Genomic DNA, 7599 nt, shown 5'->3' with positions numbered 1-7599 from the left:
AACGAACGCTTCCTTCGTACTCACCCTCTCGGGCTTTCCTCCGGGCGTTTTCCCTTCGGTGTCTCCGACTCTATCAGGCTTTTCCGACCTCTCTGACCACCCTCCGGCAGGCATGCGGAAAGTGATCCCGAGATAGGATCTGACAGATCGGGTGACACCCGGTCGAGGACGTCCGACGGCGTCTCTCAGTCCCAGGCGGGGCTATGACTGTACAGGGGGCGGCAGACGCCGTGCAAATGAGGTCCTTTGATGGTCTAGACCACCAGGGGAAGCTGTCGTAAGCTCTCGCCCGGCTCCGGTACTTACCGTGACATACCCTGCACAACAGGCGTGCCGTCCGGCGACCGCGGGAACGGCCGCTTCGATCTCCACCCCTGGGAGGCTTCCCATGACCACCGTGACGTCCCCGATCGCCGGACGTGCCATCGGACTGGCCGCCGTGCCGGACCCCGTCTTCTCCGGCGCCATGGTCGGCCCCGGGACGGCGATCGATCCGGTGCGTGAGCCGTGCGAGGCCGTGTCTCCCGTGGACGGTGTGATCGTCTCGCTGCACGCCCACGCCTTCGTCGTCGCCGACGACCAGGGGCACGGAGTGCTGACCCACCTCGGCATCGACACCGTGCAGCTGGGCGGCGCCGGCTTCGAGCTCCTTGTGAACAAGGGTGACAAGGTGACCCGCGGACAGGCCGTGGTGCGCTGGAATCCGGCCGACGTGGAGGCCGCGGGCAAGTCCCCGGTCTGCCCGGTCGTGGCACTGGAGGCCACCGCTGAGACGCTCTCCGGCCTTCGCGACAGCGGCGACGTGACGGCCGGCGACGTTCTCTTCGTCTGGGAGTGAGGCCCTCTTCCGTCCCGCGACGCCGCAGGGACGGCGGGGACGGCGAGGGCGGCCGGCAGGAAGACCATCGCGGCGGCACCGCCGCCGCACTCATCGGAGACGGGTGACATGGAAACAACCCTGCGAGGCGTCGGTGTGAGCCACGGCGTGGCGATCGGCGAGGTCCGGCACATGGGAACGGCGGTGCTGGAGCCGCCGGCCAAGCAGATTCCGGCCGAGGAGGCGGAGCGTGAACAGGGGCGCGCCCGCCGGGCAGTGGAGGCGGTGGCGGCCGACCTGATGGCACGCGGCAATCTGGCCGGCGGCGAGGCCCAGGCGGTGCTCGAGGCGCAGGCCATGATGGCGCAGGACCCCGAACTGATCGCGGATGTGGAGCGGCGCATCGCGGTCGGGAGCACGGCGGAGCGTGCCGTGTACGACGCGTTCGCCGCCTACCGTGATCTGCTGGCCGGTGCCGGTGAGTACCTGGCCGGCCGGGTGGCCGACCTGGACGATGTGCGGAACCGGATCGTCGCGCGGCTGCTCGGCGTGCCCATGCCGGGTGTGCCGGACAGCGACCGGCCCTATGTGCTGGTGGCGCGGGATCTGGCACCGGCCGACACGGCGCTGCTGGACCCGGCGCTCGTACTGGGTTTCGTCACGGAGGAGGGCGGCCCGACGAGCCACAGCGCGATCCTGGCGCGGGCGCTCGGCGTGCCGGCCGTGGTGGCGCTGCCCGGTGCGGTCGAGCTGGCCGAGGGCACGGTGATCGCGGTGGACGGCAGCACCGGTGAGATCTTCGTCGACCCGAGTGAGGACAAAAAGCGGCAGCTGCAGGCGCTGGCCGCCGAGCGCAAGGCCGCGCTGGCCGCCTCGACGGGTCCCGGTGCCACCTCCGACGGGCACAAGGTGCCGCTGCTGGCCAACATCGGTGGCCCGGCCGACGTGGCGGCGGCCGTGGAGGCCGGTGCTGAGGGTGTCGGTCTGTTCCGGACCGAGTTCCTCTTCCTCGACGACCACAAGAAGGCTCCGTCGCTTCAGAAGCAGGTCGCCGCCTACCGGCAGGTGCTGGAGGCCTTCCCGGAGGGCCGGGTGGTGGTGCGGGTGCTCGACGCGGGCGCGGACAAGCCGCTGGAGTTCCTGACGCCGTCCGACGAGCCGAACCCCGCGCTGGGCGTGCGGGGGCTGCGGACGCTGCTCGACCACCCGGAGGTGCTGCACACCCAGCTGACCGCGCTGGCCCGGGCCGCCGAGGGGCTGCCGGTCTACCTGGAGGTCATGGCGCCGATGGTCGCGGACCGTACCGACGCGAAGGCGTTCGCGGACGCGTGCCGTGCGGCGGGGCTGCGGGCGAAGTTCGGCGCCATGGTCGAGGTTCCGTCCGCCGCGCTGCGGGCGCGCTCGGTGCTGCAGGAGGTCGAGTTCCTGTCGCTGGGGACGAACGACCTGGCGCAGTACACCTTCGCCGCGGACCGGCAGGTGGGTGCGGTGTCCCGGCTGCAGGACCCCTGGCAGCCCGCCCTGCTGGACCTGGTGGCCATGGCCGCGGAGGCGGCGAAGGCCGAGGGCAAGAGCTGCGGTGTGTGCGGCGAGGCCGCGTCGGATCCGCTGCTGGCGTGTGTGCTGACGGGTCTGGGCGTCACCTCCCTGTCCATGGGTGCGGCGTCGATCCCGTACGTCCGGGCGACGCTGGCCAAGCACACGCTGGCGCAGTGCGAGCGTGCGGCGGCGGCCGCGCGGGCCGCGGACAGCGCCGAGGAGGCGCGGGCCGCCGCGCGGGCGGTGCTGTCCGGGGAGTGACCGGCCGGGTCGCCGGGCGACGACGGTGGTCCGTGGGCGCCCCACCGGAGGGTGGGGCGCCCCACGGCGTTCACCGGCCGTGTCCCGGGGGTGGCCTGTGTCCGGGGCCCGCTCGGCCGCCTCGACGGTGCCGGGGCCGTTCAGTGCTGGTGCGGGGGTGCCGTCGCGCTGTCGCCGAGGTCGGGTGGGGCGGTGTAGTCGACGCCGGATTCGGGGGCGACCAGGTCGCCGGAATCCACGTCGGTGCAGTAGGCGTCGAAGACCTCGGCCGCGGTCAGCGGCTCAAGTCCGTGGCCGCGCAGGCGCCAGCCATAGACGCGGTCCGGCACTCCCGGTGCGGTGGTGCGCATGACGAGGCCGCCGGGGCGGTGCGTGGCGAGACCGGCGGCGAGGACCGCGGTCAGCTCCATCGCCTCGGTGTCGTCGAACCGGTGGGAGCCGTCGGCCTCCTCATCCGTGCGCAGGACCGCGAGGAGGGTCTCCGGTGAGGCGGTGACGCTGCAGACGAGGTGGTGGTGGCCCGGTGGTGCGGTGTCGAGGATCCGCGCGAGCAGCTGTGCGGCCCGTGTGTACATGGCGTGGCCGATGTCCGCGCCGCAGACGGCGCAGGGGCCGAGCCTGGCGAGCAGCTGGGAGGCGTACTCCCAGGTGGCGTGGCGTACGGCCGCGTCCACGAGGACGGGGACGAGTTCCGCGAGTGGCCGGCCGTCGTAGGGGACGGTCGCGCCGCCGGTGGCGAGTTCGGCGGCGAAGCGGGCGCGGCTCGCGGGGGTGTCGGGGTCGATGCCGGTGTCCGCGCAGTAGGCGGCGTACTCCTCGGGGTCGAAGAGGGCCACGGTGGTGTGACTGCCCTGTGCGGCCCGGGCTTTGAGGAGGGCTTCGACCTGTTGCAGATAGGTGTCGTGGTCGTCGAAGGCGAAGCTGCGGTAGCGCCGCATGGCGCGGAAGTCGTCCTCGTCGGTGAGCAGGCCGATGGTGCCGGCCATCTCCTGGCGCAGGACGCGTCGCATCGTCCGGTGGTCGGTGTCCGCCATGTCTCCCCCTGTGCACATGGTCGATCAGCGCTCTGATCAGCGCTCAATGCTCACTCACCGTAATCGACAGCACTGACAACGCGCCTGCCTATGGCGTCCCGGTGCCGCGGGCATACCGAACGGGGATGTGACGGTGCAGGTCACAGGCGTGACCGCACCGCCACCCGCCGGTGCTGTGGGCTGGGGTGGCGGTGACGGTGCGTACCTCTAGGCGCGTGTGCGGGCCAGGTCCTCGTAGAAGCGCAGCAGGTCGAGGTCGTCCACGGAGCCGGGGTTGACCGCTTTGTCCAGCGGGGTGCCCTGGAGCAGGCGCTTGACGGGGACCTCGATGCGTTTGCCGGTGAGGGTGTGAGGCACCCCGGGCACCTCGATGATCTCGTCGGGGACGTGGCGCGGGGAGAGCTGCTCGCGGATCGTCTGCTTGATCCTGGTCACGAGCGCCTCGTCGAGGACGGCTTGGGGGGCCAGGTGCACGAACAGGGGCATCCAGTAGCCGCCGTCGGGCTGTTCGAGGCCGACGACCAGGGACTCCTTGATCTCCGGGAGCCGTTCGACGGCTTCGTAGATGTCGGCGGAGCCCATCCGTACGCCCTGGCGGTTGAGCGTGGAGTCGGAGCGGCCGTGGATGATCACGGAGCCCCGGGAGGTGAGGGTGATCCAGTCGCCGTGGCGCCATACGCCGGGGTACATGGCGAAGTAGCTGTCGTGGTAGCGGCTGCCGTCGGGGTCGTTCCAGAAGCGGATCGGCATGGACGGCATGGGGTTGGTGACGACCAGCTCCCCGACCTCGTCGGTCAGCGGCTTGCCGGCCGGGTCCCAGGACTGCAGGTCGGTGCCCAGGCAGGCCGCCTGCAGCTCTCCGGTGTACACCGGGAGGGTGGGGACGGCTCCGGCGAAGCAGGAGCACACGTCGGTGCCGCCGCTGACGGAGGCGATCCAGAGGTCGTCGCGGACCTCGTCGTGCAGCCAGCGGAATCCGTCGGGCGGCAGCGGGGAGCCGGTGGTGGCCACGCACCGGACGCGGGACAGGTCGTAGTCGCGGGCGGGGTGGACCTCGTTCTTGCGGCAGGCCATGACGTAAGCGGCGGAGGTGCCGAAGAAGGTGGCCGCGGTGTGCTCGGCGACCCGCCACTGGGCGCCCGTGTCCGGATAGCCGGCGCTGCCGTCGTAGAGGATGACCGTCGCGCCGACCAGCAGGCCGGAGACGAGGAAGTTCCACATCATCCAGCCGGTCGAGGTGTACCAGAAGAAGCGGTCCTCGGGGCCGAGGTCGCAGTGCAGGCCGAGCTGTTTGAGGTGCTCGACCAGGATGCCGCCCTGGGACTGCACGATGGCCTTGGGCAGGCCGGTGGTGCCGGAGGAGTACAGCACCCACAGGGGGTGGTCGAACGGCACCTGTTCGAAGACGGGCTCGGTGTCGGCGCCGGTCAGCGCGGACCATTCCAGGGCGCCTCCGGGAGGCTCGGTGCCGAGCAGGGGGATGTGGACGACGGCGCGCAGGCTGGGCAGCTCGCGGCGCAGTTCGGCGACGACGGCGCGGCGGTCGTGTTCCTTGCCGCCGTAGCGGTAGCCGTCGACGGTGAACAGCACGACCGGTTCGACCTGCTGGAAGCGGTCCAGGACGCTGCGGGCGCCGAAGTCGGGGGCGCAGGAGGTCCACACGGCGCCGACGGCGGCGGTGGCGAGGAGGGCGACGACGGCCTGGGGGATGTTCGGCAGGTAGCCGCTGACCCGGTCGCCGGGGCGCACGCCGAGGGCGCGCAGCTCGGCGGCGAGGGAGCCCACCTGGCGGCGCAGCTCGGCCCAGGTCACGGGGCGCGGTTCGTGGGTCTCGTCCACGTGCAGCAGCGCCGGTTCGTCCGCGCGGGTCGCGGCGGCGCGCAGGGCGTGCTCGGCGTAGTTCAGGGTGGCGCCGGGGAACCACTGGGCGCCGGGCATGGCGCGGTCGCCGAGGACACGGGTGAAGGGGGTGCTGAACCGGACGTCGAACCACTCCGTGACGGCGTGCCAGAACGTCTCCGGCTCGTCGACGGACCAGCGGTGCAGGGCCGGGTATCCGCCCTCGGCCGGTGCGCCGTGGTGTTCCGCCGCCCAGGCCTGGAACGTCGTGATCCGTGCCTGGGCGATCCGCTGCGGATCGGGCTGCCAGAGCGGCGAAGGGTTCGCGGTCGTCATGGGGCGGCTCCTGGACTGTGCGCGTCGTGTGCGTCGTTCCGCGCACGGGCCGGGGTGTGCGCGTGACGCGGCTGACACGGACGATGCCACGTGATCGACGCCCGCACCAGGGTGCGCCGCACATAGTCCGTGACGTGAGGATGTGGTCCGAGCCTGGTGTGGGGCCGGGCGGGGCGGACGCGACGACGAGCCCGGGGCGCCGTCCCGCCCGGTCTGCGCCGGGATGGGGGCTGGCGCGCCGTCCCGCCCGTGTGCGTCCGGAGGGGGCCGGGCGGGGCGGCGGGCCCCGGTGAGCCGGGCGAGCCGGGGGTCAGATGTAGCGGCCCTCGAACCAGGCCTGTACCGCGCGTGTGTGCAGGGGGAAGACCAGCTCCGCGGGCCGGCGCAGCAGCTGCCGGCCCTCCGTCTCGTCGGTGGGGGCCGAGGGCGGCAGGCCGTCGGCGGGGCGTTCGGGGAGCAGGCCGAAGAGGATGAGGTGACCGTCGGGCGCGCTCATGGCGTCGGCCAGCCGTACGTCGCGGGCGGCCGCCTCGATGCCGGTCTCCTCCTTCAGTTCGCGGACGACGGCGTGCCGCCAGTCTTCCCGGTGGTCGATGTAGCCGCCGGGCAGCGCCGGGCCCACGGGGTCGACGGTCCGGGTGATCACGACCAGAGCGGTGCCCTGGGTGTCGTACACAGGTTGCAGGGCCACCGCGACGGGCAGCGGGTTGCCGTAGGCCACGTCCCCGCAGGCGGGGCAGGTGCGGGGCCAGCCGGAGACGCCCTCGCCGTAGGGCGCCCCGCAGCTCGAACAGTGCGAATACGCAACGGATTTGACAGTCGGTTGCTGCTTCTCGGACACGCGCGGACTGTATCCGATCAGCGGAAGACGCTCTTCCGTCACAGCCGGTCCGCCTGAGCACCCAGCGGCAGCATCTCGCGGTGGCCGTCCGTTCAGCGGCCCTGGGTCAGACAGGCGCGGGAGACCGGGAAGTCGAAGTAGGTGTCCGGGTAGGGCTCGGGCTGGTACGTGTAGTGCCACCACTCCTCGGCGAGGTTGACGAAGCCGAGCTTCTCCAGGGTGGACTCCAGCAGCAGGCGGTTGGCGCGCTGCTGGCCCTGGATGCGGGGGTCGAGGGTGTGGGCGAGGGTGTCGAAGCAGTCGAAGCCGGTACCCATGTCCAGGGAGTTGTCCTCGAAGCGCTCGTCCTGGGGCGCGTAGCAGGGCACGAGGGGCTGTCCGGGGACGTAGGGGCGGGTCGGCCGGGCCGGGAGCGGGACGATCGTCAGGTCCGCCGTCGAGCCGCGGCTGTGGCCGGACTTCTCCGCGATGTAGCCGTCCTCGAACAGGCGGGTCTTGTCCACGCGCGGGTAGAACTCGTCCTTCATCTTCTGGTCGCCGAGGTCCTCGGCCCAGCGGACGAAGTGGTCGACGGCGCGCTGCGGCCGGTAGCAGTCGTAGACCTTCAGCGAGTAGCCCTGGCGCAGCAGCTGCCGCTGGGCGCGGTGCAGGGCCTCGGCGGCGGGGCGGGTCAGGATGCACAGCGGCTGCCGGTAGCCGTCGATGCGTTCGCCGACGAAGTTGTGCGGGGTGAAGTAGCGGATCTCCTGGATGATCGTCGGGTCGACGCTGCTGAGCGCGACGAAGTCACCGGGTGCCCGCGGGCCGTCGTGATGCTGCGGGGCGGCGGACGCGGTGGCGGAGGCGGTGGTGAGGGCCAGCAGCGCGGCGGCGGCGGTGACCGCGGCGCGCAGGAGACGGGTCAGAGATGTCATGTCTCCTACATGTATCGG

The 7599-nt window shown here is 72.0% G+C and carries 6 protein-coding genes; 2 read left to right on the top strand and 4 right to left on the bottom strand.

Features of this window, described 5'->3' with window-relative positions:
- Positions 1 to 388 precede the first annotated feature (388 nt).
- The gene (locus IE286_RS22555) at positions 389 to 838 is read left to right on the top strand and encodes a PTS sugar transporter subunit IIA (RefSeq protein WP_189798597.1); all 450 of its coding nucleotides are present in this window, start codon (positions 389 to 391) and stop codon (positions 836 to 838) included.
- Positions 839 to 946: 108 nt separating this feature from the next.
- Positions 947 to 2617 carry a phosphoenolpyruvate--protein phosphotransferase gene (ptsP, locus tag IE286_RS22550; RefSeq protein ID WP_189798596.1) on the top strand — a complete coding sequence of 557 codons (1671 nt, stop codon included), beginning with the start codon at positions 947 to 949 and terminating at the stop codon, positions 2615 to 2617.
- 140 nt (positions 2618 to 2757) lie between these two features.
- On the opposite strand, the gene IE286_RS22545 is transcribed toward ptsP, so the two are convergent.
- The 4 genes from IE286_RS22545 to IE286_RS22530 all read right to left on the bottom strand — a co-directional run bounded on the left by IE286_RS22545 (position 2758) and on the right by IE286_RS22530 (position 7581).
- The gene (locus IE286_RS22545) at positions 2758 to 3651 is read right to left on the bottom strand and encodes a DUF8829 domain-containing protein (RefSeq protein ID WP_189798595.1); all 894 of its coding nucleotides are present in this window, start codon (positions 3649 to 3651) and stop codon (positions 2758 to 2760) included.
- Positions 3652 to 3858: 207 nt separating this feature from the next.
- Positions 3859 to 5826: an acetoacetate--CoA ligase gene (locus IE286_RS22540; protein WP_189798594.1), complete on the bottom strand. Its 1968-nt coding sequence runs from the start codon at positions 5824 to 5826 to the stop codon at positions 3859 to 3861.
- 310 nt (positions 5827 to 6136) lie between these two features.
- The gene (locus tag IE286_RS22535) at positions 6137 to 6667 is read right to left on the bottom strand and encodes an NUDIX domain-containing protein (RefSeq protein ID WP_189798593.1); all 531 of its coding nucleotides are present in this window, start codon (positions 6665 to 6667) and stop codon (positions 6137 to 6139) included.
- Positions 6668 to 6759: 92 nt separating this feature from the next.
- On the bottom strand, positions 6760 to 7581 hold the full coding sequence (locus IE286_RS22530; RefSeq protein ID WP_189798592.1) for a M15 family metallopeptidase: 822 nt from the start codon (positions 7579 to 7581) through the stop codon (positions 6760 to 6762).
- Positions 7582 to 7599: the final 18 nt, after the last annotated feature.

Origin of the sequence: Streptomyces thermodiastaticus, from assembly GCF_014656135.1 — a bacterium.
GTDB classification, from domain to species: Bacteria; Actinomycetota; Actinomycetes; order Streptomycetales; family Streptomycetaceae; genus Streptomyces; species Streptomyces thermodiastaticus.
The sequence above is the reverse complement of the archived record's forward strand: the minus strand, read 5'-3'. Positions and strand labels throughout refer to the sequence as shown.

Bases quoted from the DNA above. Each gene is read 5' to 3' on its own strand.
- IE286_RS22555 (WP_189798597.1), top strand. From the start codon at position 389: ATGACCACCGTGACGTCCCCGATCGCCGGACGTGCCATCGGACTGGCC.
- ptsP (WP_189798596.1), top strand. From the start codon at position 947: ATGGAAACAACCCTGCGAGGCGTCGGTGTGAGCCACGGCGTGGCGATC.
- IE286_RS22545 (WP_189798595.1), bottom strand. From the start codon at position 3,651: ATGGCGGACACCGACCACCGGACGATGCGACGCGTCCTGCGCCAGGAG.
- IE286_RS22540 (WP_189798594.1), bottom strand. From the start codon at position 5,826: ATGACGACCGCGAACCCTTCGCCGCTCTGGCAGCCCGATCCGCAGCGG.
- IE286_RS22530 (WP_189798592.1), bottom strand. From the start codon at position 7,581: ATGACATCTCTGACCCGTCTCCTGCGCGCCGCGGTCACCGCCGCCGCC.